This is a genomic window from Methylomonas sp. AM2-LC, from assembly GCF_039904985.1.
Classification (GTDB): Bacteria; Pseudomonadota; Gammaproteobacteria; order Methylococcales; family Methylomonadaceae; genus Methylomonas.
In genome coordinates, this window is record NZ_CP157005.1 from 1,784,448 (window position 1) to 1,808,306 (window position 23,859).

Consider the following 23,859-nt stretch of genomic DNA (forward strand, 5'->3'; position numbering starts at 1 on the left):
CGTACCTACATAAATCAAATCATCCTCTTAGCCTGTGCAACACAGGCGTACCCCAAGAGCTAATCCCAGCTGTTGCCCCATGGGGATATTGTTTCTTTTCAAGATAAAACTAACATTCTTGTTATAAGTTGTATTACATCTTGGATGCTTGAAATTCTATGTTTAGAGTTTCTATGGGCTCGGTGTTTACCAATAACAGACTGACTAGTCTGGGCTTTGTGGATACTTAATTGATCAAAGAACTGTTTTTAATACCTTTCGAAAGATCAGGTTAAAAATATGGGAATTTATAACTGAGGGTAAAGAGGTATCAGTAATGCTAAAAACGTCTGTCCAAAAAAACATATTAATTATTTTGGTTTTGGTGATTGTTGGTATGCTAACTTTAATAACTAGCAACGCTACTAACCATGTTGAAGCGACTGCCAATAGATTAAACCAGAGTGACGCTGACAACCCAACGGATGTAAATTGGTATCTTAACCATACTGTTGAAGCGCAACAAATAGTTCAGAAATGCCATGAAAATACTATTCAAGACTCTCAAAATTGTATTAATGCTGAGTTTGCAACAAAGCTTACTGGTAAATAATTAACAGCCCTAAATTATGTGCCAAAACAGGTTCCCAAGTTGGGAGGGATAAGTAATAATGGCAAGCAAATTTTGAAATAAAATGATTTCTGAAATACAGAAATGTGGCTTTTAAAAAACCCTCAAGCTACAGCTTCTCAAGGTAAATTGATTAAATAGTCTTGTTTTTATACTCTCTGATGCAAAAAAACGCAGCAAGTGTTTACTTAATTTATTTTTTGTTAATCCATGTACATCTTTGATTCACGAACTGCTTTTTTGATTGTAGGCACCTTATATCTATTACTGCCAAGTTTTACCTGGATAGTCTTGTCAAAACTCCGTAACGTCCAAGTTGCCTATTGGTGCGGCGGGGGGGTACTGGTGGGTAGTAGTATGATTCTGGGGGCACTCAATGGCATTATTCCTAACTGGGTCACTGTTTTTGTCAGTTCAGTAATGTTTTTCATAGCCCAACTCTTCCGCATCCAAACTTTTCGACTTGATATCGATAAGCCCATACCTTTAAATCTAATGCTACTTGCTGTAGTCGTTTACAGTCTGATCGTTTATTGGCTGCATTATATTTTAGAAAACTATGTGCTACGTGCGCAATTTAACAGTGTTGTTGTATCTGCTTTGCTTTTTTATCTAGTTTCATTAGTCTGGCGTATCGGACGTAATGAAAAGAGTGAAAATGCATTATGGATAGGACGGGTGTTTGTACTTGTTGCAATAGTACTATTAATCCGGGTGTGTTTTTTGATAGGTAAGACGGGTGATGCTGTTGTTTATCAAGAAGGGCTTATAGCTAACTTGGTGATGATGAGCAGCTTGCTGGCCGCAGTGGTAAGCCATTTTAGTTATATAGGTTTGGCTTTGGATCGTTCCATGCGGCGTGAAGTTAAAGCAGCGGCGGAATTGGCGAGAGATGAAGAAAATCAGCGTCTGGGTTTGCAGATTGCGCAACTTGATCGTCAACGCAGTTTAGGTGAGTTGTCAGCTTCACTGAGCCATGAGTTAAATCAACCGCTCACGGCGATTTTGACCAATGCACAATTAGCAAAACGAGGTATCCATACCGGACGGTTTACACAACACCAGATTGTAGACTGTTTTGAAAAAATTATTTACAACACTCAGCGGGCTGATAAGATCATTGATCGGATTCGCGATTTTATTCGCCCCATGCCAGTAAGAAACGAAACAGTCGATGTTAACCGGGTGGTTAGAGAAGTCGCTGAGTTGGTTAGTGCCGATTTAAGAAGAATGAATATCAGTTTAATTCTTTCAAGTGCTGCTGAACCTATTCTTATCAATGGCGACCCTATACTGCTGTCACAAATTGTATTTAATCTATTTCGCAATGCCATTCAGGCTTTATCGCATGTTTCAAAACGAGAGATTAGAGTGTTTTGTAGTTATGAAAATGAGCATGCCATGTTACGCATTCAAGATAGTGGTTCAGGAATGACTGCTGAGACGCTGGCTAAAATAGGAACGCCTTTTTTTACCACTAAAGTCAATGGCTTAGGTGTGGGGCTGTCAATTTCAATAGGGATAGCAAAGCAGATGGGCGGTAAGCTAAGTTTTGCCAATGTGGAGGCGCGGGATGGCAATGGTGCAATTTTTGTACTTAATTTACCCGCTGTGCGTAAGGATAAATATGACCATGCCTAAAGCCAGTCGTCATTTTTTAACACCTTTTGAGCTGGAATTTGCAGAACGTTGTGCGCTAGGATTGGTGGTGATCATTGATGACGATTATGAGATTCTTTCTGCGCTGGCCGCTTTGATTAAATTTGAAGGCTATGCATGCAAAACTTACACCTCAGCGTTGACTTATCTGCAAGTATTAAATGAAAATCGACACGTGTTACCCGGTCCACGTTGCGTGCTTTGTGATGTAAGAATGCCAGAAATGGATGGTTTGCAATTACAACAGCGTTTGGCAAAACTGAACGACACACCCATGTTGTTGATGAGCGGAGGTAGTGGTGCACAGGAAGTGGTTAGCGCTTTTCATGCGGGTGCGCTGGATTTTTTGATTAAACCCGTAGACACAGACAGGTTGTTGGCTGCCGTGACCAATGCCTTACAGATTAGCAATGAACGGCAAATACTTGATAAAAAGAAATATTTCTTCGCCGCTCGCATTAAGACCCTGACAACACGTGAACTTGATATTGCCCAGCGCGTGGCGGCTGGACAAACTAATCCGTCAATTGCTGCTGAAATTGGAATTGCGTTGCGAACGGTAAAGCTCTATCGCAAGCGTGCTATGGATAAACTGGGCATAGTTAAAACCTTGGATTTGGTACGCATTGCTGATGAAGGCTACTTGAATGGGGTAAATAACCTTAAAGCTGAACAGTGTATTAGCAGTTTTCAGAGTGATTGCGTGGATTTTTAATTCGGTATCAGATTCGAGACATTGGCTAGTAGTTTGTACAAGAGTAAAGCGGATCACTTGAACCACTCTGTTCCCAAAAATGGCATAGAACTGTCCATTCAAGCTTGAATTCAGCGACGCCTAATTGACACAAAAAAATGTCTGCATAAATGTAAAGTTCTTGCCAATTCACATACAAAATAATATTTAACAATTATACTTAATATCGAATCAACCAATGTGCGTAGGTTTCCAGTTTCACTGACTTATAACATAATAGAAAGTGAGTTTTCGTAAGCATCATCCATCATTTATATGGCCCAAGTTATTGAAGAAGAAACCGCAAATAAATTGCTGAAAGGAATTTGTATACCACCACAACCGCAAATTATGGTTGATCTACAAATGGAAATGCAGATGCCTGAAACCAGTTTAGAAAATATTTGCGCAATTATCAGTAAAGATATTGGTATTTCGGGATGTATTCTAAAAGTAGTTAATAGCCCATTTTTCAAATTAAGCAATCAGATAGCGTCCATTAAAGAAGCGCTTTGCCTGCTGGGGATTGTAAATATAGCCAATATTATTAATTCACTGTCGATTCGAGATAGCTTTTCCGATGCTAAAATTATTGAAATGACACCTTTCTGGGACAACGCCATGGATGTGGCTATGACCAGTGCAGCCATTTCCCGACAGCTAGGTCTAGCAACACCTGATGAAGCTTATACGCTGGGGTTGTTTCATAATACCGGTATTCCGTTATTAGTTGATAAGCATCCGCAATATCCAAAAATACTGGCGGAAGCGTATAACGAATCCAAACGAAAGATTACGGATATCGAAAACGATAGAATTGGAACCAATCATGCGGTGGTGGGTTATTTTGTTGCTAAAGCCTGGAAATTACCTTCTTACCTAGCCGAAGTTATTGCCAGTCATCACAAAACCGAAGACATTTTTGCTGACATAGTGCAAACCGACAAGCATCAGAAAAACTTGCTAGCTATTCTTAAATTGGCAGAAAACACCTGTAAATCCTGTCAGACTTTTGGTCACACACGAGTTGATCATGAATTTTTGCGCATCAAAAAAAACATCTTGATATACATCGGACTCAGTGAATATGATTTTGAAGATTTACAGCACGAACTGCTTGAGATGAGTCAAAGTTACACGCGTTGATGGCGTGGGCTAGAGGTTAGTCGCTGAACTTGGGGGTATCAATACTCATTTTACGTAGTCTGTAGTATAAAGTGAATCTCGATATACCCAGTAACTTGGCAGATTTGCTGTAATTACCTTGAGATCTTTGCAATGCTTGCTGAATAAAACTGGTTAGCAGTGTATCTAGTTTTACTCCATCAGAAGGTAAGTTAAAGCTGGATGGCATTACATTTAAACTATGTTTGATAATTTCCGGTGGCAGGCTGTCAGTTTCAATCGTTTTACCCGACATTAAGATACTAAATCGTTCACACAAGTTACGAAGTTCGCGTATGTTACCCGGCCAAGGGTAATTAGTTAAGGATTGCAACGACGATGGGCTAAACTTAGCAACAGGTAAAGCATGGGTTTTGGCGTAGTTGCTAAAAAAATGCTCAGTAAGGGCCTCAATATCTTCCAGTCTTTCACGTAGCGGAGGCAATTCTATGGGAATTACATTCAGACGAAAATACAAATCCTGACGAAAGGTGCCTTGTAAAATTTCCTTATTTAAATCAGTATTTGTGGCCGCTAAAATGCGCACATTTAATTTATGCGTTTTGGTGTCACCCACCGCCATATATTCACCAGATTCAAGAAAGCGTAATAATTTGCCTTGAATCGGTAAGCTTAAAGAGTTAATTTCATCCAAAAATAATGTGCCGCCATTTGCTGCTTTTAGCAATCCTTCTTTATCGGCTGTGGCACCCGTAAATGCACCTTTTTTATGACCAAATAATTCGGACTCCACCAGACTTTCTGGTAGTGCTGCACAATTTAAGGTAATAAACGCTTTATCTCTTCGCGAACTTTCTTGTTGAAGGGCGTGTGCCAGCACTTCTTTACCTGTACCAGTCTCTCCGGTAATGAGTACCGTGACATCGGAACTCGAAACGATGCGTGCACTGTTGATTACATCGGCCATTATTGGAGACTGACCAATAAAAGCCTTGAAATTACTCATAACAAAGTATCTCCCTAAACTCTTGATAGACGTAATGTGTGTGCAATTCAATAAATGCAATCAGATGCTGTTATGCCTCTGTTAACACAAAAATGGTGAGCAGTTTATGTTGAGTATAGTTGTCACACTATTGGACGATAGGGCAATAGTATTTAGCTGAGACAAATTATTTTAAAAGTGGTTTCGTCTGCACATATTTTCATTGTTAGACGTCTACTTTATTGCGAACATAGTATCGGTTTTGCTAAGCCAATCAACTTTAGGTATTTGTTAATTGGCTTACACTGCATTCTAGAGATATTGTCTACTTTTTTTGGGGAGAGATAGACTATTAACGAAAGTTAAGCGGTAAAATCAAATTTATACCCGGAGATTGCGGTGGTAAATATTGAACTGGAGGTGGAACATAAATCGGTTGTGGTGCATAACCATAGCCATAGGGCTGTACGTATGCAGGTTGTGGATAACCACCGTAGCCATTTCCATACTCCCGTCTATGTTCCCAACGCTCATGCTCGCCGCCTCGCCAGCCGTCGCGATCACCGCCACGCCCCCCTCTGTCATGTTCACCCCAATCGTCACGATCTGCAAACGCTGAAGACATAGGCAGCATGCTTAGTGTCGAAGCAATAATAAATCCCATGATGAATTTGCTTCCGGTCGATTTAAAAATTCTGGTTTTCAGTCGTAAATTTTGCATTTTTATCCTATATTTTTAGATTGTTTAATGCGGTTTTATGTTTCGTATTTAGTTTTTGTATAGATAAACAACAATCAAAAATCACATTTACAGCATTGCTTAGTTCGTTTTTTTTAAATCAGTCAAACTATCCATAAACTGAGTGATCCGGATTTTTTCTGACATACACTGGTTGCCCAAGTGTTTTTAGCAATACTTGCGATTAATTACCAGCGGCTTCCTTGTGCGCTTTTTTGTGTTTTTGTTTACTGAAACCTTCGCGGAACAACAGGTCGGCTTCCTTTTTCTGGGTATCAGACATGCCAGAATAAAGTTCTGCAAAAGCCGGAATCAGCTTTTTTATCCCGTTTGTATGGGCTTCTGCAATCTCTGCATAGGATTTAAGATCGTCAATGGCCGTCATATTCTTGGCCTGTTCGATTCTGGTTTGAGTTAGTGAGTCCATGTTTTTAGCTTCTTCAAGCATGACTTGCGTTACTTTTGACCATTGTGCTTCCTGCTCTGCTGTAATTTTTAATTTTGTATGCATATCCTTAATGCGTAATTCGGTTTGATCTTCGTGCGCGTCTTTATCAACGGCCAACGATAAACCGGGTACAAATAACAGGCTTGTGGCCATTGCGACTGATAAAATAAGGTGTTTACTTACATTTAAGACATTGTTGCCACTTACTTTCACGTTGTTACTCCAGAGTAGTTATTCAGGTTTTGATAGATTATTAGGGGGAGGGCTCTTGTACAGCTTATTGTTATTGTTTGTCACTACTTAGGATCTTGATTGGCTGGCTTAATTAGCGCTTATCATGCTCATAGTTGATTGGTTGAGGTAATTGCCGGCTTGAACCATTCCTTAAAATCGATAGGCAGCTCAAGCAGAGGGGATGTTATGCAATATTTAACTAAGCCATCAGTTGTTACATAACGACTGCTGCTGATGTTTGATTGGCTAATATTTTTGGACGTTACAGTTTTGGAGTCGATCATCATTACACCCTAAATTTTGCACTTGAAAGAAATTCTAAACTTGTTTTCTTAGAATACAGTTAAGTTTAGATTAAAATTAGATTAGGGATAGTCATTCGATGACGTGTTGAGATTTTTTATGTCGACTTGATAAATTTGCTTTTTTGTCGCGTTAACCTTGCTATACGTTGATGAGCTAGATCAAATATATTTTATTGTTTCTTTGAATGAAATAACAAATCTACAAATTGAGGTATTGTAAAAAGTTACATATCAGTCTATGGTTATCCCATACTAAACTGCGACTGAATTCAGTCTAGGCGGCAAAATGCACAAACTGATCTCTCCGTTGAAAAATTTATCACTTGGTCTGTTTTTACTATCGGCAATATTAGCCCTTATTCAAAATAATGCATTTATTCCCATCCTCATATTTGCATTAATAAGCTATTGGGCTATTCATCTAATCAATTTGGCGATTAGTCGAGATTTGAAAAACAAAGAAATCGAATAAGCATAAAGAGTGGATAACCCATTAACAACAATAGTTATCTACTTAAGCTGATTAAGATTTTTAGTTTCAGCTCTGGGTAAATTTACCAAGAGTTACTTTTTCAGGTTTTCTTCTAAAGCGTCTAATTCAGTGGGTGTATTAATGTTGATAAATATTTCAGGCACATCGCTTAAGTCAACCTGTACACTTTGTTGCTGATTAACCCAGTGTTGCATTTTTCGGCCCCCATTTTTTAAAAAGTCGTACAAATTGCCATACAGCTGGGTTTTGACTGCCATGCAGACTGGATGCATGCGTTCACCATCAAAGGCTATACTCAGATGAGTTTCTGGCGTTAACGCGTTTAATAAGCGCAGTAAATATTGGCTTTGCAGAAGAGGGGTATCGCAGGGTGCCACTAGTAACAATGGATATTCTGCGACTTGCATAGCCGCGAGTATGCCTGCTAAGGGACCCTGGAAATTTTGAGACTGATCGGCAACAATCGGATAACCGAATTGACTATACTTCATCTGATTGCGGTTAGCACTAATCATTAGTTCGTCGACTAAAGGTAACATGGCTGCCAAAGTGTAACTGACTAAGGGGCGTCCATTCAACAGTAATAAGCCTTTATCCTGTTGCTGCATGCGTTTAGCCTGCCCACCTGCCAAAACTACACCACTTACTTTGTTTTGTGCGTGCATAATGCTAAGCTTTATGTATGTTAAAGAGAGTTTTCATTGTCCTAAGCCTGTTGTTCATTAGTGGTTGTTCGCTATGGCCATTGTCAGGTGAACGTGTGCCATTTTATCAGGTAGAAACCCCAAAGCCGTATGATGATGTGTTAATTGATCTTGATGTGGCTATTGCCGAACATAATTTTCGTATTACGGCCCATAGCCGAGTAGGTAAGGTAATCCGAGAGCGAGGCGCTGAAAATTTTCCTGAGTTTGATACCATTCAGTTTTGCAATTTGACTCTGGCGAAAACCATGCTGGAAATTAGTCCACCCGCTATTGGGTTTATGCCCTGTAATATTGTGACTTATCAACTGGACGGAAAAACCATCATTAAAACGCATTTGTTACCAGAAGATAACGATAATCAAGCGCTAAACGAGTTCGCCCAGCAGATGAATCCTCAGTTAAGACAAATTGTCGATTTTGCAGCAAAACCCTAAGTAGAGCCCTTAAAACCCCGTTTGCTAGGTATTGCCGATGCATTGCCATATGATTTGAAACAGATCGATACTGATCAATTAATTATCAGAGGGCTTAGTCGCTAAAGCTGATTTATAATAGCCGATGGCCGAAGTGCGTTTTTCGAGTTTGCAAAGCAAAACTGTGCATTAGCGGTATAGATAACTGACTTTAGCCAGCTATTGAATTATATGCCACATCTTACCCGTTTTTTACCTTGAGGATAGCAATAACATGCAAAAAATTTCACTCTTATCTGCCGCTTCATTAGCGTTTTTATTAACAGCATGTGCGACGTTAAACGAGCCAGATTTGTCTGTAGCTTCCACAGAAGTAGCAGAGCCTGAAACATTTATTAATGAATATCCAACCCGTGATCGAGTGGATTACGTACTGGAATGCGTAGCCAAACATGGTGGTCTCAGCTATATCAATCAATACGCTTGCGGTTGTAAAATTGATAAAATTGCGGAAAAATTGAGTTTTTCAGATTACGAAGCCGCACGTACTTTTGTACAAATGCAGAAAACCCCTGGCGAAAACGGTGCGCCTTTTCGCGACCCTAAACAATCAAAAGATTTACGTGGTCAGTTAAAAGATGCAGAAGCGGCAGCAGAAAAAGCCTGCTTTGTAAAGTAACCCTACTAATCAGAGGTTGCATTGTAAGCCATGTTGGGTAAGTACAAATCTACCCAACATAAACACCCGATTTATACGGTCAACTTATCTCATATAAACTCTGTTGATGAATATTCTATCTTTGCGCTATCCAAAAACTAAACTTATTCTGCTAACTTTACTGAGCATTAATATCATCGCTTATGCGTTATTGGATACCCTGATAAGTGCTTTGGATGCTTTGGCTTGGGTAGGTTTGTTGATTTTGTATGAATTGGAAGCCGATGAAAATTTAGCCAATATTAGTAAAAATACCCAGGAAACTTGCAGAAATAGCCTGATTGCGCTGGTGGTACTGGTGTTTTTTGGATATGTCTATCAGCAAGAATGGCTGGAAGTTATCAATGCTTTACTCTGGTTTACCCTGATTGCACTATTAGAGCTTGAAATACGTTTTCCAGAGCGGGTAGCAGTAAGGCAAAATCAATTTAAAATGATTAACGCATGCGTTTTTATCTGTTTAACCGCCATGGTTCCAGCCTGGTTAATACAATCCTCCTGGCTGGATGCTTACGATGCCTGTCTTTGGATTGTAGCCTTTGCCATGATAGAAGTGGATATTTTTCATGTTCTACCTTTACGTCGTAGTTAAGCAGTGTATAAGCTGTTAAGTTGCTTAAGACTTTAATTTATACATCAATAAGATAAGCGTGGCGTTAATGCCAGTTCTGGTTTAAAAACAGGGTATACGCTAATATGTTACCGACACTTTGGGTGATGGCTGTATCACCCGCACAGTTTTTTCAACCACTCGCTCATTGAGGAACTGATATGCATAACTATTATAAAAAAATCGGTGCAGCTCTACTGGTAACTTTCAGTGCTTTTAATGTTTATGCCGCAGATCTAGTGGCTGGCAAAAATCGCGCAATGGTTTGTCAAGGTTGTCATGGTAGTGCAGGTGTGAGTAGCATGGCACTATTTCCCAGTCTGGCTGGACAAAGCCACTCATACCTGGAAGCGCAATTAAACAGCTTTAAAACTGGCAGTCGTAGCAATGCCATGATGCAACCCTTGGCTAAGGATTTAAGTGATGCTGATATCCAGAATTTAGCCGCTTATTTTGCTAGTCTGCCCAGCAAATCTTCAGGTGGCGATACCAACTTGGCCAAACAGGGTAAAGATAAGGTGAATATGTGTTTGGGTTGTCATGGTGCAAAACTAACCGGTCAGGCACAAGTACCCAGATTGGCTGGTCAACATGCCGATTATCTTGCCAAGCAATTACATGATTTTAAAAGTGGCGAACGTAAAGCCGGACATATGAATATGATTGCCAAAACGCTGAGTGATGAAGATATTAAGGCTATTAGCGCTTATTTAGGCACCTTGGAATAATCTTAACAAAGCGATGACACCAGCCATCATATTGAGCGTCACTCTGGGTTTAGCTATAAGTTTAGATTACTATTTGGGTGAGCCTGCAAACACCTATCATCCCTTGGTCGCGTTTGGTAAATGGGTTAAGTATTTAGAGCAGGGTTTACTGCGGCTTGATATTTCCGAGAATTATCAGCGCCTGTTTGGGGTTGTGGCTATGATTCTGGCGATAGTGCCAAGTTTTGCCTGGCTGCTCTGGCAACCCCAGTCCCCATGGGTGGAAATAGTTTTCGGTACATTAACCCTGTATTTTTGTATAGGTGCGCGCAGTTTGCAGCAACATGCACAAGCGGTACATATTGCTTTACAAGCAAACGATTTAAGCGATGCGCGTTTGCAGGTAAGCAAGATTGTCAGCCGCCAAACTGCTCATATGAGCGATGCAGATATACGCCGTGCTACGATTGAATCTGTATTGGAAAATGGTGCAGACGCAGTGTTTGCGCCATTATTCTGGTTTGTGTTGCTGGGGCCATTTGGCGCAGTACTGTATCGGTTAAGCAATACCCTAGATGCCATGTGGGGTTACAAAACCCTGCGTTATCGCCATTTTGGATGGGCAAGTGCCCGATTCGACGATGCAATGAATTGGCTGCCTGCCCGCTTAACAGCCTTAAGCTATACCGTATTAGGAAATAGTTCTCAAGCTTTGCAGGCGTGGCGCTACCACGCACCACTGCTGGAAAGCCCTAATGCCGGGCCGGTTATGTCTGCGGGGGCAGGGGCATTAAATTTGCAATTAGGCGGGCCAGCAATCTATGCTGGCGTACCTAAACAAAAGCCTTGGTTTGGCGGAAAAAACATTCCACAAAATAACGATATTGATCGAGCTTGCCAATTAATTTACCGCACTTGCTGGCTATGGTGGCTGCTTATTGTTGTCGGTGTTAACTTTGCTTGAGCATGGTGGGCGATTACGGGAAGCGGCACATCAGTATGGTATACCCCTAACTGATTGGCTGGATTTGTCTACAGGTATTAATCCCAATGGCTGGCAGGTACCCGCTATACCTGCCCATTGTTGGCAACGTTTACCGGAAGATAATGACGAGTTATTGCCAAACGCCAGGCTTTATTATCAAAATTCTTCCTTATTAGCCGTTGCAGGTTCTCAAGCAGCTATCCAGCTATTGCCGACACTGAGAGCGCCCGCGCAGGTGGGTGTTTTACATCCCGCCTATGCAGAACATGCTACTGGCTGGGAAAATGCGGGCCATCAATTACGCATATTGGATATCGACAATATTGAATCGGAATTGGATACTCTGGATGTGTTAATTATTATTAACCCCAATAATCCTACCGGTAAATTATGGGAGCCAGCACGATTGCTGGACTGGCATCATAAACTCAGTCAACGTGGAGGATGGTTGATCGTGGATGAAGCTTTTATTGATAACATGCCTGAATATAGCCTTTCGGCCTTGCCTGTAAAGAAAGGGCTTATTATTCTGCGTTCGGTAGGCAAGTTTTTTGGATTGGCGGGTGTTCGTTGCGGTTTTATGATTGCGGAACAAACGCTACTAACCCGCATTGCCGAAAAACTGGGTCCGTGGACGATCAGTCATTCTGCCCGTTATGTTACGGCTCTGGCTTTGGCAGACCGTGCTTGGCAACAGGCCGCCATTCTGACACTTAGTCAGCAACGGCAGCGCTTGGTCACACTATTAAATCAGAATGGCTGGGTTACGCAGGGTAGTAGTGCACTTTTTCAGTGGGTAGTGCATCCACAAGCTGAAAAATTACACACATTGTTAGCCAGACAAGGAATTTTTACGCGTTTGTTTAACATGCCAGTCAGTTTGCGATTCGGATTGCCGGGTAATGAATTAGATTGGCAGCGCTTGGATCAGGCTTTACGCAGCGCTGAAATTAGCGGTCTTTTAGCTAAATACGGATAACTTTTCTAAAGATTATCTTTCACTTTTGCACAAAAACGGTACACATGGATTATTTTCCCCTTTTCCTGAAATTGAAAGACCAGCCCTGTCTGGTAATAGGCGCTGGCGAAATAGCCGCGCGTAAAATTGAGTTATTGGCAAAAGCTAATGCCCGTATAGTGGTCGTTGCTCTGGATATAGGTGCTAAGGTAGCAGCTATGGCGGAAGCCGGCATAATTGTTGTCCACCAGCAAGCGTTTAATCCACAAGTATTAACAGGCATGCGTCTGGTGGTCGCTGCCACCAATCACCTACCCACCAATATCGAAATTGCACAAGCAGCGAATCAGCTGCATATTCCCGTCAATGTGGTGGATAATCCAGATCTATGCAGTTTTATATTTCCGGCTATTGTCGATCGTTCACCTTTGTTGGTCGCCATTTCTTCAGGTGGTGCCTCGCCGGTATTAATCCGCTTATTGCGCGCTAAAATTGAAAGCACTATTCCGGCCGCTTATGGGCGCTTGGCGGTATTTGCCGAAAAATACCGGGAAAGGGTTAAGCAACATATAACACAACCGGCAAAACGTAGGATTTTTTGGGAAAATGTGCTGCAAGGGCGCACTGCCGAATTAGTCTTTGCAGGCCAGGAACAGGAAGCGGAACAGCATTTTAATACGCAATTATCCCGCGTTGAAAACTCACAAACTCACGGCGAGGTCTATTTAATTGGTGCCGGGCCGGGCGATCCGGATTTACTGACCTTTAAAGCCTTACGATTGATGCAACAGGCTGACGTGATTGTGTATGATCGCTTAGTGTCGGACGGTGTGTTGGAGATGGCCAGACGCGATGCCGAAAAAATCTACGTCGGCAAGCAGCGTAGCCTACATAGTTTGCCGCAAGAATCAATCAACCAGTTACTAGCCGATCTGGCGCTGGCTGGCAAACGCGTGGCAAGGTTGAAAGGGGGCGATCCATTTATTTTTGGTCGCGGCGGTGAAGAAATCGAAACCTTAATGCAGCAAGGTATCAGTTTTCAGGTGGTTCCAGGTATTACCGCAGCCGCTGGTTGTGCCAGTTATGCGGGTATTCCGCTGACCCATCGGGATTACGCTCAGTCCTGTATTTTTGTCACCGGACATCTCAAGGATGGTACAGTCAATCTGGATTGGCCACAATTAGCCAGACCCAATCAAACGGTGGTTATCTATATGGGCTTGGTAGGGCTGGAAACCATTTGCCAAGAATTGATAGCACATGGTTGTCCCGCAGAGCTGCCGATTGCTATCATTCAGCAAGGCACTACTCGCCAGCAACGGGTATTAACAGGCAGTTTGGCCGACATGCATCAACATGCAGAATTAGATGAAATAAAAGCACCCACTTTAATTATTGTCGGTAATGTAGTGAAACTACGGCAACAGTTGGATTGGTTTCGAATAGAGTAGAGTAAAAATATTGGGTTAAAATGGATATAGCGTAAATTGTTGAATTACGGAAAGTATGTAATGCAACCAGAGCCGTCTTAAGTAAATAGCCTTTGGGCTGGTTAAATTTAATTAATTTAACCAGCCCTGTTTATGCTGTTATTGACGGTATTAAAAAAAACCAGACGTAGTGTGTCAATAACAATACCTAAATTACGCCTGAGTATTTAACAAGCTACCGGAGCTGCCAGAAAAGTTTTGTAGATTACTGGAAAATGATTGTAAAAAACTACTTAAAGTCGCAGTACTACTCCCACCTAGAGCGCTCTCTAAATCGCTAAAACTTTTTTCTAAACTGCTGAGTGTGGAATCTGTAGTACTTGACGACGATGAGCTTGTTGAGCTGGTCGAACTTGTCGAGGAGGAAGCGGATGACAATTCTTGCATTAAACTTTGTAAGTCAGCCTGTATATTCGGGCCTGTCCGACCAGCACCGTTAATGCTGCTGGTAGAATTTGCCTGGTTGCTGTCAGTATTTCCATTGCTGCTGTTTGCCGTATCTTGATTGCTATCACTGCCGCTTTGAGCATGCAATGCTGCCATCAGGTTCTGCATAAAAGTCGCCAAAGCCTGGGCGGCATCTGCACTGGTTGTGGATGACGAAGAAGATGTCCCCGACGTTGAATCAGTTGCTGTTGTTGAACCAGTCGAGCTAGATGACGAGCTACTACCAATGCCTATTTGCGATAAAGCTTGGGTAATTGCACTCATAATACCGGAGGGTGGTGGTCCTGGCGGGGGTGCCATGTCAAGCCCATTACTGCTATTTGTGCTGCCACTCGAACTGTTACTAGAATTAATATTTTGGCTATTATTAAGTTGATATAACCAATTACTACTGCTTGATATGCTGCTGATAGACATTTTCGTTCTCCAATTAAAAGTCAAGAAATGCTCGAACTATTCATGCACTATCATTAAGACATAAATACATCGAACACCTACTTTTCCCTAAGCAGATTATCAGCCAATTAATTAGAAATTAGACAGAGTTTTATGTAAAAAAATGTAAAGTTAAGTTAAGAATACCTTTGATTTATTTACATAAATTTAAAATAAACCGCCTATCTTGTTTATAAACTTTAATTAAAAGCAACATGGCAAAAAAATTCCCTTCTGATCATGAATCGGCAACCCTTATTACTAAGCTTATCAATCAATCAGTTATTCTTTAATTTAGATATTTTCCTTTTATAGTTGTTGGTTTTTATTTCCTGCGACTGCAAAATAATGCCGCTGTAACCTGTCAATAGGGATTTAAGACAGTTTCCATTAGTTCAAAACTGTCGAATAGCGGATATAGGTTTTCAGCGTCGATAAGTTTTAGTGAATTGAGTTAGTTGTGTATCGAAGCGGTCATTCTTGCATAGACTGCCGGAGTTCAGAGTGAAAGCCAGCATCGAAGCTTGCAATTAAAGAGAGCAGGTTGATTGTTAACTTGCCCTCTGTTTTGATTTTTTAATAGGCGTATTTAGTCTAAATTAAATAACTTTTTTATATCCAGTACTTTTTCTGAATCGACAAAATCAAGAGGAAAGTTTTGGGCTATATTATAATTGAGTAATATATCTTTACTCCATTTGCCCGATATATGTGAAATACTATGAAAAAGTAATAAAGTTTGTTCATGCAGCGAAAGTTGCGCACGAATTATTTTAAAATATTTTTCTTTTTCATTGGTATCTGTACAATTGGTGTCAACATAGTTAAATGTTTCATATAAATGTAAAAATAAGTGGCGTAAACGTGTTATATGGCCACCGAAAAGTTCATGTTTAATCCATTTCTTATCCTCGTTTTCAATCGGATCAAGCTGTTCAAAATAGTTTTTTATTTTATCTAACAGCTTATTTACAAACTCATTCTTGTCATAATGGCTCAAGGCATTTTTAAGTAAACGCGTCGAGTTTCTCCCCGTTCCATAATATAAGCAACAATAGGCAATGATACATTTATCTTCATTAGAAAAGCTTGATTCTATATCTTCAATGGCTTGCAGAATAAATCTAAACTCGCGGTATAAAAGTACAAAAACTTTTCTGCCTTTCTCTACTTTTATTTCTGTTTTAACTTCTATTTGAAGTTCTGATACGTTTTCCCTGTGCATTTTTAATAACTCAAAAAAATGAGTCTCAAAACTTTGCTTGGTATAAGCTTTCCGGTAATCCCTAAAGGTAATAAAAAGTAGAATGACGTTGCATAGAGTAAAATAGGCACCTACATACCCTCCAACAAAACATCCCAGATCTCCAAAAGCTTCTTTATCAATCTTACCTAAGTGAAATTCGTCTGTTATCACAAAAACCAGATTTATAAACAGTATTCCTAAAAATAAAGAGACGGCTACAAAAGAAATTTTAAAGAGTGAAAATATGTTTTTTAACTTGTTTAGCATTGTTTTGTTATGTCAAAAGTAATAGCAATGATGGGCTAAAAAATGCCCGTCATCGCTTATAGCTCTTCCGGATCGAACACTTTTTAGCACATAAGGTTTTGTGTAATGCACGGCAACGGTGCATTGCCCCATGCTGAGGCGCTTAAAGGGCCAGTTTGGGGCATTAATAGAACGTTTTTACGGCTTAATAATTAAAAGCAATATACATTCCATTTTTAAAACTAAAATCGTTGCTTGCCACCCTATAGGTTTAACCCTTAATGCATACTAGCAAATTGCGTTTTGGCGGTGCTTCGGCTCATTAAGCGTCCCGCTCCGTGTGAACAAGAACAAAAGGATTGTGGATTGCCTTTACCACGAACGATATAAGATTTTGCGCCCTTGCTACCGGGGATAATTCCCAGTTCACCATCTGCCGACTAATCTGGTGAACGCTCATAAGTTAATTCCTAGATATTTATATTGCGAGTTTTATGGTTCGATATAAAGAGAACGCACTTTTTCACAAGCTTGCAATCACTTTCTCAACGATGATTGTTAACGGTTGGAGGGATGATGTTGCCTTTGGCCTGCATGTTGATCGCCTCTGGATGCGCCATGTAATGTTTCCGTAGGCAATTCGCTAATGCCTGCTTGGTATCATCTTCAACCGGGCAGATGTCCGTTGCTGGCAGGCAATCGAGGATGTTCTGCAACAGTTGATCCTGCGGTGGTGGCATTTTCTGTACCCATGAAGCCAGCAAGACACGGTTTATATGCGATGGCAGCGATGCCAGGATGCCAATATCGTTTTGGTTATGCACCAATAGGCCAGACGTAGTCCCACGGTCTAGTGTCAATACCTGAAAGAAATACAGAGTGTGGTATTCAAGCTGCTTGTTGCGGATCTCGTCGGTTGGCGATGTGCGAGTATCGAGGGCAGCCGAGAAAATATCGCAATAAACATCAATAGCAGCCTCGCCAACCGTCTTTGCCATATTCAGGTCGATATTGAAATCACCACTAAAGTAGTTTTCCAGATAAAAATGCGTCACGCCGCGGTGGCGTCCCAGCACTGGAATATTGAAGTAACTATTACCCTGTGCGGCAGCTTCATCGTACCGTTCCGCTGCAGCCTGCCTGAGTTTTTCGGCAAACTGTTCTTTATCCGCATCGTACTCGTTAGATGGGTTTAGGTCAGCCATTACTCGCCAATAACCACTGCCGTCCTTCATTTCGGTCCAGCTGAGGTGAATATGCACTGAAGGTGCCAGCGGATTGTCGGGATGGATAATGGTGGAAATCGCCGAAGCGGATGCCAGTTTCTTGCTGTCATCATCGTCATACTGCACCTGAGAGGTATTGACCGACCCGCGATTGAATATCGTCTCGTCGGTCGCCATATAGCGCATGCCTCCGCCATGCTTCCCCTGGTCGCGCAACCATTCTATCGGTACAAAAACATTGCCATTACCGAACTTGTTGCTGATCTTGTTCAATCTATTAATAAAACGATGTTGCAAGTCACAAACTAATGAGTAGGCCAATTCGGCACGTGATGATTTGGCTTTGATCCTGTTCATTTATGGTTATTTCCTGCTAGAGATGAAGACATATGTATTGTTACATAAGCAAAAGGGATTTGGATTTCAAAATTGGCAACAGATCTGTCCGTTTTTGATAGGGGGGATAAGTTTACAATTACAAATTGATTGAAATTCGGCACGTTTTATCTCCCAAAAACGACAACGTACTAAGTTGAGGTATTTCTAGGGAACGACTATCTAGCCATAAATGTTATTGACGGCGCGTTGGGCTTAATGCACTTGTTTTGCAGGTTTTTGCGCAAAAAAGAAGATAAAACAGGCCATTAAAACAAATAATGTTGCTGACGCCGAATAACGGCTGAGTTCCAAACCACCCTTACTTATCGGCTTATCCAGGAAGTCACCGACTACGGCTCCAAGTGGCCGCGTAAGTATAAACGCTGACCAAAACAAGATTGTATGGGAAATTTTTGTTTTGTAATACGCCACTGCAATGATTACTAACATCAAGCCAAAAACTATCGCGCTGCCACTGTAGCCAAGGTCAGCTGAATTTGCCGTCCAATCACCGAGCGCGGTTCCCAAGGTTTGAGAAAACATGATGGTGATCCAGTAAAACATTTCAGATTTCGGTGAAGTCACAGTATTAACCGCCACCGAACCCAGAATACGATACCAAATGAACAGCGATGCCATGAGCAAACTGAACAGTATTGTCGTACCGCCTGTATAACCAATATCTAGCGAACGATCTGCAAAATCGGCAAGCGTCGTACCCACTGTTGTCGTTGCAATGATTGTTGTCCAGTAGATGATCGGGTGAAATTTCTTTACCGATATTTGAGCAATTACAGCAACAATAAAGATTGCTGCAAATATTCCGGTACCAACCAGATAACCAAGGTCCATAGACATTGAGACTGCATCGCCACCTGTTTCGCCAAGTGTTGTAGCAAGAATTTTTATGATCCAAAAGACTAGCGTTACCTCTGGCACCTTGCTTAGAGCTTGTTGATCGGTGTTCATTATTACCTCTTATGTGCTTATATGGATTACGCTTACCCTGCTTATATCAACACTGCCAAGATCCACAAAAACACAAGGAAGAATGCGGATTAGGCCACTCTAACCACCACAGTTAAGCTAATAGGCAGCCATTGATCGACTCTTTCCAAGTGCCATCGATGGAAAGAGTCTACCTGTTTTAACGTTATTCTCGGCGACATCTGAATAAATCAGCCAGCAAAGTATATACCTGAGTAAGGTATCATATAGGAAAATGCCCCATAGATTTTATGGTGTATCTGAACCCAATTTAACAGTACTGTTCACAGAAATAAATAAAATAAGAGGATTGTGTTTGAAAAAGTTTCACTTTAAGGTTAGTTTGCTGATAGCAAGTCTTTGGCTGTCATTGATAAGTGGGGTATTGGCTGCAGGCAATGCACCTGACGAACCGTTAGTTATGACCAGCGGCGACGGTCGATTCGAACTCTATTCTGACACAAATCTTGATCCCAAAGAAGCCCATGCTTTTCTATTGACAGTTCAGAATGCCTGGAATTGGTTATTAGAAACTCAGCAATGGGTTAATCCCACCTTATTGGATGGACAGCCAGTGCAACTGCGTTTGCTTGATGATGATAATGCGCCTTCTGGAGGAAGTGGTCGGGGTTTTACTATAGCGTTAAAGCGTTTATATACCTTACCTGACCTAACCAAAGGTACTGTTGCACATGAGTTGAACCATGTTCAGGATAGACGCCAAACTGGCAATGGCGTGGTGCCTGGTTTTATTACTGAAGGACGTGGTTTGACTAATGGTTTCTGGTACCGCTATTCTCTTGGCTTACCACCACAACCTTATGATCATGCGTTGGCCCGTAGCATAGCTAACTTCACTCCTGAGCAAATGTCAGATGTAGTACACCGCATGCAGCGCGGCGACGTACATGATGCGAACGATCCTAAAGCCAACGCCCGCCTTGAATTTGGAGGGGCTTGGTTTGTGGAGTATCTTAGAACCACTTTTAATGGCCATGGTTTTCCTGATGTGCAACCTCGCCTAGCTAGTGTAATAAGTGAAGTTCACAATGGCATACCGTTTGAAGATGCCTTCAAAAAAGTTTTTGGAGTTGAATTTAGTCGTGTACAGGATGCCTTTATCGCCTTTGTAACAAACACCGAAGGCACACATCGTGTCAAAAGTATGATATGGGAAGGCTTGATCGGTAAAGAGAATCGCAACTAAAGATAAGTCAAGCAGTTGCAAAACAGCGTTGAATAATCACCCGTTTTGTAAGTGCATATTCTGGCAACTTGAACACTTATTCTGAACCAATCTGAACTGAAGTTGGAAGCGTTAATTTAGCTCAGCAAAAAAAGCAGGGTAAAGGAGTTGAATTTCTGATGCCAAAAATCGGCTTAAACGAAACTCGTTGTTAAGCAGTCCTATTCTGAAACAGGGTTTCAAAATGATCCTGATCCAGACTAAAACCCGCAGCATTTTTATGGCCACCACCCCCATATTGTTTTGCCACTTCGCTGACATCGTAGTTACCTGTTGAACGTATGGCAAACCACCACCGCTGTGTATCACCATCATATTGATAAGTAGTGCCAAAGGTATTCGATTCATGCGCAAGTGCATGACCTACTTCATTAGAAAATTCGGGTGGTGCGTTGACTGCTAAACCCTTAAATCCCCCCAATTGTATGGGATGCTTTTTAACCAGAAGTCTTTTAATACTGCCATTACGTTGTTCAAGTAACAGATCACCCATTTTTTCTATATTTTTTAACGAAGTATTACCATACAATTTATGTAAATTCTGTATCTTAAACGGTGTCTTGTTGTGCAAGGCACACATAATAGCTTTGGTGCTTGGGTATTTAAAACTCCATAAATCATGGTCTTCTATAATGCTTAACAATTCCGGTACTGGCTTATCCGGAAAGAAGTATTGCCATGCTAAAACACAGCCACTGTGGTTTAAATCAAAGCTGATTTTGACATTTTCAGGAATATCATGACTTGCCCAATACTGCTCATGTTCTTTTTGGGCAGATTGATGATGATCAATTAAGGTAATGGTATGCGCTTTTTGCGCCGCCTCTATAATGGCTTCAGGACTGTAAGAAAAATCTAATATATACAGATCATCCCCAGCATTAAAATGCGGCATAGGCTTATCATATTGCACGCCAATAAATTTTGAGTTATTTCTAAAGTACGACCATGCGGCCCAGGCAGCGCCAGAACCATCCATGCAATTTTTGTGAAACAAAATAATATTCAAAGAATTAACCGCTGTGAGTCTAAAACTTGATCAGTAAATGGATCGAAACATCCGACATAGCGATTACATACGCACATAGTGCTATGTGCGCATATTACCTACCCGTGTTCTATGAAGCTTTATACCAGAATTATCTACGCTAACATAGGGTGTCATTAACGAGGCATATACCAGTAGATCCTAGGTTTCTGCTGTCACATGGTTTTTTACCGTAACAATCTATACCTGAAAGTCTAAACTACGTTCCAGTAACCAAATCATACCGATGGTAATTATGCCGCTGGAAGCGGGTTTCAGTATATATTTTGCGTAATAGTCACGGCGACTCAAGACGATAATCAGCGGCAACAGCGCAGAAACGATTAGCAGTTGCCCCGCTTCAACACCTAGATTAAAGCCTAACAAACCATATAATCGATGGGTGTCTGGTAAGCCTAAATCCAATAATACGCCGGCAATACCCATGCCGTGAATTAAACCAAAACCAAAGGCAAACCAAGTACGTTGCGCCATAAAGCGTGGAAAAATATTGTTTAAGGCGGCTAATACCACCGACGCGGCAATTGCTGATTCTACCCAACGACTTGGCAGTACAATATAGTGTAAAGCGGTCAGACTCAAGGTAATGGAATGAGCAAGGGTAAATGCCGAAACGATTTTCAGAACATCGGTAAAGACACTGCGCAGTGTTAGTTTGGCGTGCCATTCACGATAGTCACGTTTTAATGCTGCAGGCAGGATGAGACTCAGCAAAAACAAAATATGATCATAACCTTTCCAGATATGCTGTAAGCCTTCATAACTAAAACTCAAAAACTCTTGTAAGGGTTGCGATTGGGTATTGACGTTAAATTGATAGTTGGGTTGCTCGGGGCTAAATATATGCGTAATAAGGCTGTTATTGCTATTCAGTTTCAGTAAGCCGCGATGCTGTCTGTCAAAATCGAAAAATAATTGATAATTAATGTTGAATTGTGGTCCAGAGTTTGCGCAATCAATTTTAAAATACACCACTGCGTAATGGCCATCGCTGTGTTCATCTACTTTAAAATCGGTCGGATTTAGTGCGCAGGGCTGTTCTGTGTTGCTGATGACAAGTCTGTTTAAGGCATAGTCCGTAACCATGGCTTGTTGTGCGTGTAATTCTTGCCAGGTAATTTCACCATCATCATCGGTATCCAAACCGATAGCTGTTTCCAGATCACGCAAGGCAATATCCCATTGACCATGGCTTTGCTGTGCTTCGTTGCTAATGCTTAGATAGCTATCGCTGGGTTTATGTGCCATAGCGGAGAAACTGAGCAGGCTTAATAGACTAAAAATGAACATTAGTTTCATGCGGGTAGCTCCTGATAGCGTTGAATAAGAGTCTGTAAGCGCACATCTTCTAAGCCTGCATTTTGTAAAAGTGCTATAGCAGATTTAACGTCTGCTTGGCTACGTTGAGTAGCAAGAGCTGTTTCCAATAAAATGCGGGCATCGCGCGGTTCACGCTGTATTGACCAGTTTGCCAAGGCCAGGGGTAATGCCTGCCCGGCAGAATTTTGCAGATGGAGTAAAAAACGCGCTTCATCACCTTGATGTACCGTGTCACCCCGTAAGTGACTGGCAGCAAAGCGAGCTTTCAAGATTTGTATGTGCTCAGCTGCCTCAGGCATATGTAGGTGTTGTTCGGCTAGGGTTAAGCGCAGTAATAGGCCATCGGCGCGGATTTGCTCACTTAATAAGCTGACAACCTCTTGGTAGCGTTGTCTATCGAGTAAAAAGTCGGCATAAGTGTTAGTTAAATAGGCATTTTGCAAAGGTATTTGTCGGGCCTGTTGATAATGTTGTTCGGCAGCCTCGGTATCACCTAGGCGTTCTGCCATTTCTGCCAAAGTAACCCACGCCCATTGTTGTTCTGCGGCTGAGGAAGAGGAGGCTGATAACATTACTTTCTGTAGCTGTTGATAAGCAGTATTCAGTTGCCCACTTAAGCTTAGTGTGGAATTGATGCAAACCTGGCTGGTAAGTGGCACGGCCAGTTTTAATAAAGGCAGGCAATGATTTAATGCCTGGGTGTAGTGACCTTGCACTTCCAAAATTTGTGCTTTGGTTAACCAGGCTTGCGCTAAACGTGGCTGTTGCGCCAATGCTTGGTTTAAATAATGAAGTGCCGCCGGGAATTCATGCCTATTTTGGTACAAAGTGGCGCGTAAAGTTAATACTTCTGCACTGGGGTGAGCATTTTTCAGCCAAGGCGTTAACACGGCTTCGGCATAACCATAGTAGCGAGGATCGGACTCAGCTCTACCCAATTCTATATAACGTTTTACTAATTCTAACGCCACGGCTAAATCGTTTGGTGCCGCCTTGACGCGGTCACGTAAATTTCTAACTTCTAGCCAGGCTGTGCCTCGCGCAGGCAAGCTTTCCAGTACTTGTTGCGGATTATCGGGTGTATAAGGAATAGCTTGGGCATTACTGTAGATGGTCAATGCTGCCAAAATTAGAGTGATTGTCTGCATCTGTTTTAAAAATTTACAGATAAGCTGTCTATATGTCATAAGAGAGTATCCTCATCGCGTTGGGAGTGGCTGGAAACGTAATTTCTGAGTGGCGTTCAGCGAATTATTTCGTTACTCTTCGTGTGGAGTGGGCAGGGTAATGCCCACGCAGTTTCATTTCATCTTCCGCGTGGGCAACCTTTGGTGTCCTTACCACTGAGCAGTTATTTAGAC

The 23,859-nt window shown here is 41.5% G+C and carries 24 protein-coding genes and 1 pseudogene; 13 read left to right on the forward strand and 12 right to left on the reverse strand.

All coding sequences use genetic code 11. The features are described 5' to 3' along the window. Nucleotides 1–316 precede the first annotated feature (316 nt). The 4 genes from ABH008_RS08070 to ABH008_RS08085 all read left to right on the forward strand — a co-directional run bounded on the left by ABH008_RS08070 (nucleotide 317) and on the right by ABH008_RS08085 (nucleotide 4,148). Nucleotides 317–592, forward strand: coding sequence for an EexN family lipoprotein (locus tag ABH008_RS08070; RefSeq protein WP_347989341.1), 276 nt, complete (start codon nucleotides 317–319; stop codon nucleotides 590–592). Nucleotides 593–820: 228 nt separating this feature from the next. Next, a complete protein-coding gene (locus ABH008_RS08075) occupies nucleotides 821–2,251 on the forward strand; it encodes an ATP-binding protein (RefSeq protein ID WP_347989342.1) in 1,431 nt (476 codons plus the stop codon). Beyond that, nucleotides 2,238–2,984, forward strand: coding sequence for a response regulator (locus tag ABH008_RS08080; protein WP_347989343.1), 747 nt, complete (start codon nucleotides 2,238–2,240; stop codon nucleotides 2,982–2,984). Before ABH008_RS08075 ends, ABH008_RS08080 begins: the two co-directional genes overlap by 14 nt. Before the next feature lie 294 nt (nucleotides 2,985–3,278). Then, complete coding sequence (locus ABH008_RS08085) at nucleotides 3,279–4,148, forward strand: HDOD domain-containing protein (protein ID WP_347989344.1); 870 nt, start codon at nucleotides 3,279–3,281, stop codon at nucleotides 4,146–4,148. A gap of 16 nt (nucleotides 4,149–4,164) precedes the next feature. On the opposite strand, the gene ABH008_RS08090 is transcribed toward ABH008_RS08085, so the two are convergent. From ABH008_RS08090 to ABH008_RS08100, 3 genes are all read right to left on the reverse strand, one after another. Next, entirely contained in the window at nucleotides 4,165–5,133 is a 969-nt protein-coding gene (locus ABH008_RS08090; RefSeq protein ID WP_347989345.1) for a sigma-54 dependent transcriptional regulator, read from the reverse strand. A 331-nt stretch (nucleotides 5,134–5,464) separates the two neighbouring features. Continuing rightward, the gene (locus tag ABH008_RS08095) at nucleotides 5,465–5,833 is read right to left on the reverse strand and encodes a hypothetical protein (protein ID WP_347989346.1); all 369 of its coding nucleotides are present in this window, start codon (nucleotides 5,831–5,833) and stop codon (nucleotides 5,465–5,467) included. 202 nt (nucleotides 5,834–6,035) lie between these two features. Continuing rightward, a complete protein-coding gene (locus ABH008_RS08100; RefSeq protein WP_347989347.1) occupies nucleotides 6,036–6,512 on the reverse strand; it encodes a Spy/CpxP family protein refolding chaperone in 477 nt (158 codons plus the stop codon). Nucleotides 6,513–7,124: 612 nt separating this feature from the next. Here ABH008_RS08100 and ABH008_RS08105 point away from each other — a divergent pair. Continuing rightward, nucleotides 7,125–7,310 carry a hypothetical protein gene (locus ABH008_RS08105; RefSeq protein WP_347989348.1) on the forward strand — a complete coding sequence of 62 codons (186 nt, stop codon included), beginning with the start codon at nucleotides 7,125–7,127 and terminating at the stop codon, nucleotides 7,308–7,310. Between the two features lie 92 nt (nucleotides 7,311–7,402). Here ABH008_RS08105 and mobA read toward each other — a convergent pair whose 3' ends face one another. After that, nucleotides 7,403–7,996 carry a molybdenum cofactor guanylyltransferase MobA gene (gene mobA, locus ABH008_RS08110; RefSeq protein ID WP_347989349.1) on the reverse strand — a complete coding sequence of 198 codons (594 nt, stop codon included), beginning with the start codon at nucleotides 7,994–7,996 and terminating at the stop codon, nucleotides 7,403–7,405. Nucleotides 7,997–8,013: 17 nt separating this feature from the next. Here mobA and ABH008_RS08115 point away from each other — a divergent pair, with 17 nt between their 5' ends. The 7 genes from ABH008_RS08115 to cysG all read left to right on the forward strand — a co-directional run bounded on the left by ABH008_RS08115 (nucleotide 8,014) and on the right by cysG (nucleotide 13,880). After that, nucleotides 8,014–8,472, forward strand: coding sequence for a DUF302 domain-containing protein (locus tag ABH008_RS08115; protein ID WP_347989350.1), 459 nt, complete (start codon nucleotides 8,014–8,016; stop codon nucleotides 8,470–8,472). 253 nt (nucleotides 8,473–8,725) lie between these two features. Further along, the gene (locus tag ABH008_RS08120; protein ID WP_347989351.1) at nucleotides 8,726–9,130 is read left to right on the forward strand and encodes a hypothetical protein; all 405 of its coding nucleotides are present in this window, start codon (nucleotides 8,726–8,728) and stop codon (nucleotides 9,128–9,130) included. 106 nt (nucleotides 9,131–9,236) lie between these two features. After that, entirely contained in the window at nucleotides 9,237–9,761 is a 525-nt protein-coding gene (locus ABH008_RS08125; protein WP_347989352.1) for a hypothetical protein, read from the forward strand. A 179-nt stretch (nucleotides 9,762–9,940) separates the two neighbouring features. Beyond that, nucleotides 9,941–10,507: a cytochrome c gene (locus ABH008_RS08130; protein WP_347989353.1), complete on the forward strand. Its 567-nt coding sequence runs from the start codon at nucleotides 9,941–9,943 to the stop codon at nucleotides 10,505–10,507. 13 nt (nucleotides 10,508–10,520) lie between these two features. Continuing rightward, nucleotides 10,521–11,450 (forward strand): adenosylcobinamide-phosphate synthase CbiB, encoded by a 930-nt coding sequence (gene cbiB / locus ABH008_RS08135; protein WP_347989354.1) that lies wholly within the window; start codon nucleotides 10,521–10,523, stop codon nucleotides 11,448–11,450. Beyond that, nucleotides 11,434–12,450 carry a threonine-phosphate decarboxylase CobD gene (cobD, locus tag ABH008_RS08140; protein WP_347989963.1) on the forward strand — a complete coding sequence of 339 codons (1,017 nt, stop codon included), beginning with the start codon at nucleotides 11,434–11,436 and terminating at the stop codon, nucleotides 12,448–12,450. Before cbiB ends, cobD begins: the two co-directional genes overlap by 17 nt. A 44-nt stretch (nucleotides 12,451–12,494) precedes the next feature. After that, nucleotides 12,495–13,880: a siroheme synthase CysG gene (gene cysG / locus ABH008_RS08145; protein ID WP_347989355.1), complete on the forward strand. Its 1,386-nt coding sequence runs from the start codon at nucleotides 12,495–12,497 to the stop codon at nucleotides 13,878–13,880. A 192-nt stretch (nucleotides 13,881–14,072) separates the two neighbouring features. On the opposite strand, the gene ABH008_RS08150 is transcribed toward cysG, so the two are convergent. The 5 genes and pseudogenes from ABH008_RS08150 to ABH008_RS08170 all read right to left on the reverse strand — a co-directional run bounded on the left by ABH008_RS08150 (nucleotide 14,073) and on the right by ABH008_RS08170 (nucleotide 18,866). Continuing rightward, a complete protein-coding gene (locus ABH008_RS08150; protein WP_347989356.1) occupies nucleotides 14,073–14,783 on the reverse strand; it encodes a hypothetical protein in 711 nt (236 codons plus the stop codon). A 607-nt stretch (nucleotides 14,784–15,390) separates the two neighbouring features. Then, nucleotides 15,391–16,218 (reverse strand): putative phage abortive infection protein, encoded by an 828-nt coding sequence (locus ABH008_RS08155; protein WP_347989357.1) that lies wholly within the window; start codon nucleotides 16,216–16,218, stop codon nucleotides 15,391–15,393. Nucleotides 16,219–16,589: 371 nt separating this feature from the next. Continuing rightward, nucleotides 16,590–16,724 (reverse strand): annotated as a pseudogene (locus ABH008_RS08160) (RtcB family protein); the annotation flags it as partial. Nucleotides 16,725–16,838: 114 nt separating this feature from the next. After that, the gene (locus ABH008_RS08165) at nucleotides 16,839–17,876 is read right to left on the reverse strand and encodes a coproporphyrinogen III oxidase (protein WP_347989358.1); all 1,038 of its coding nucleotides are present in this window, start codon (nucleotides 17,874–17,876) and stop codon (nucleotides 16,839–16,841) included. A gap of 234 nt (nucleotides 17,877–18,110) precedes the next feature. Then, entirely contained in the window at nucleotides 18,111–18,866 is a 756-nt protein-coding gene (locus ABH008_RS08170) for a hypothetical protein (RefSeq protein WP_347989359.1), read from the reverse strand. 334 nt (nucleotides 18,867–19,200) lie between these two features. On the opposite strand from ABH008_RS08170, the gene ABH008_RS08175 reads away from it, so the two are divergent. Beyond that, entirely contained in the window at nucleotides 19,201–20,091 is an 891-nt protein-coding gene (locus ABH008_RS08175) for a hypothetical protein (protein WP_347989360.1), read from the forward strand. 190 nt (nucleotides 20,092–20,281) lie between these two features. Here the strand turns inward: ABH008_RS08175 and ABH008_RS08180 are convergent, their stop codons facing one another. The 3 genes from ABH008_RS08180 to ABH008_RS08190 all read right to left on the reverse strand — a co-directional run bounded on the left by ABH008_RS08180 (nucleotide 20,282) and on the right by ABH008_RS08190 (nucleotide 23,685). After that, complete coding sequence (locus ABH008_RS08180) at nucleotides 20,282–21,139, reverse strand: DHHA1 domain-containing protein (protein WP_347989361.1); 858 nt, start codon at nucleotides 21,137–21,139, stop codon at nucleotides 20,282–20,284. 219 nt (nucleotides 21,140–21,358) lie between these two features. Further along, on the reverse strand, nucleotides 21,359–22,477 hold the full coding sequence (locus tag ABH008_RS08185) for a HupE/UreJ family protein (RefSeq protein WP_347989362.1): 1,119 nt from the start codon (nucleotides 22,475–22,477) through the stop codon (nucleotides 21,359–21,361). Next, nucleotides 22,474–23,685: a hypothetical protein gene (locus ABH008_RS08190; RefSeq protein ID WP_347989363.1), complete on the reverse strand. Its 1,212-nt coding sequence runs from the start codon at nucleotides 23,683–23,685 to the stop codon at nucleotides 22,474–22,476. Before ABH008_RS08190 ends, ABH008_RS08185 begins: the two co-directional genes overlap by 4 nt. Between the last annotated feature and the right edge of the window lie 174 nt (nucleotides 23,686–23,859).

Bases quoted from the DNA above. Each gene is read 5' to 3' on its own strand.
- ABH008_RS08105 (WP_347989348.1), top strand. From the start codon at position 7,125: ATGCACAAACTGATCTCTCCGTTGAAAAATTTATCACTTGGTCTGTTT.
- ABH008_RS08085 (WP_347989344.1), top strand. From the start codon at position 3,279: ATGGCCCAAGTTATTGAAGAAGAAACCGCAAATAAATTGCTGAAAGGA.
- mobA (WP_347989349.1), bottom strand. From the start codon at position 7,996: ATGCACGCACAAAACAAAGTAAGTGGTGTAGTTTTGGCAGGTGGGCAG.
- ABH008_RS08095 (WP_347989346.1), bottom strand. From the start codon at position 5,833: ATGCAAAATTTACGACTGAAAACCAGAATTTTTAAATCGACCGGAAGC.
- ABH008_RS08115 (WP_347989350.1), top strand. From the start codon at position 8,014: ATGTTAAAGAGAGTTTTCATTGTCCTAAGCCTGTTGTTCATTAGTGGT.
- ABH008_RS08080 (WP_347989343.1), top strand. From the start codon at position 2,238: ATGACCATGCCTAAAGCCAGTCGTCATTTTTTAACACCTTTTGAGCTG.
- ABH008_RS08165 (WP_347989358.1), bottom strand. From the start codon at position 17,876: ATGAACAGGATCAAAGCCAAATCATCACGTGCCGAATTGGCCTACTCA.
- cysG (WP_347989355.1), top strand. From the start codon at position 12,495: ATGGATTATTTTCCCCTTTTCCTGAAATTGAAAGACCAGCCCTGTCTG.
- ABH008_RS08125 (WP_347989352.1), top strand. From the start codon at position 9,237: ATGAATATTCTATCTTTGCGCTATCCAAAAACTAAACTTATTCTGCTA.
- ABH008_RS08075 (WP_347989342.1), top strand. From the start codon at position 821: ATGTACATCTTTGATTCACGAACTGCTTTTTTGATTGTAGGCACCTTA.
- ABH008_RS08150 (WP_347989356.1), bottom strand. From the start codon at position 14,783: ATGTCTATCAGCAGCATATCAAGCAGTAGTAATTGGTTATATCAACTT.
- ABH008_RS08170 (WP_347989359.1), bottom strand. From the start codon at position 18,866: ATGAACACCGATCAACAAGCTCTAAGCAAGGTGCCAGAGGTAACGCTA.
- cbiB (WP_347989354.1), top strand. From the start codon at position 10,521: ATGACACCAGCCATCATATTGAGCGTCACTCTGGGTTTAGCTATAAGT.
- ABH008_RS08190 (WP_347989363.1), bottom strand. From the start codon at position 23,685: ATGACATATAGACAGCTTATCTGTAAATTTTTAAAACAGATGCAGACA.
- ABH008_RS08120 (WP_347989351.1), top strand. From the start codon at position 8,726: ATGCAAAAAATTTCACTCTTATCTGCCGCTTCATTAGCGTTTTTATTA.
- ABH008_RS08130 (WP_347989353.1), top strand. From the start codon at position 9,941: ATGCATAACTATTATAAAAAAATCGGTGCAGCTCTACTGGTAACTTTC.
- ABH008_RS08090 (WP_347989345.1), bottom strand. From the start codon at position 5,133: ATGAGTAATTTCAAGGCTTTTATTGGTCAGTCTCCAATAATGGCCGAT.
- ABH008_RS08070 (WP_347989341.1), top strand. From the start codon at position 317: ATGCTAAAAACGTCTGTCCAAAAAAACATATTAATTATTTTGGTTTTG.
- ABH008_RS08185 (WP_347989362.1), bottom strand. From the start codon at position 22,477: ATGAAACTAATGTTCATTTTTAGTCTATTAAGCCTGCTCAGTTTCTCC.